Source organism: Bradyrhizobium sp. Crot121 (genome assembly GCF_059512385.1).
The window spans coordinates 1-401 of the sequence record NZ_JCAMOR010000434.1; the positions used below are offsets into that span (position 1 = coordinate 1).

The following is a 401-nucleotide window of genomic DNA, read 5'->3' on the forward strand; positions in this document are numbered from 1 at the left end:
GAGATCCAGAACACGGCGGGACGCCTCTAACGGTCTCGGATGCTGGAGCCGCCGTGCGGCCCCGAACACCGGTTTCTGGCTTGTTGCGTCGAGCGCGTCATCCGCGAACGCGATGGAAGACCCTGGTCTGTCCCATGGCCGAAATGCCCAGAAACCCCCTTAGGTGCATCTTGCCGTCCTTGAGCGCCGCCTTGCAGTTGTAGGTGCGTCCGGAGGAGGCATCGTAGATCGAACCGCCGCTCCACTCGCCGTCGGCCCAGCGGAGACCCGTCACGACGACGACATTTTTAAGCGAGCGCGAACGCAGCGCGGGGTCAGGGTTGTTGGCGTCCTTCTTGAAGGTAACGTTGTCGGCCTCGACGATCTCGTTCCCGTAGAGCATGCGCGCCTGGATTTCCGAT

Annotated in this window: 1 protein-coding gene; it reads right to left on the reverse strand. The window is 62.8% G+C overall.

The window, feature by feature from the left end; genetic code table 11:
* Positions 1 to 97 precede the first annotated feature (97 nt).
* On the reverse strand, positions 98 to 401 hold a 304-nt coding region (locus tag AC5ZGW_RS47350; RefSeq protein ID WP_496114300.1), incomplete at its 5' end, for a DUF2147 domain-containing protein.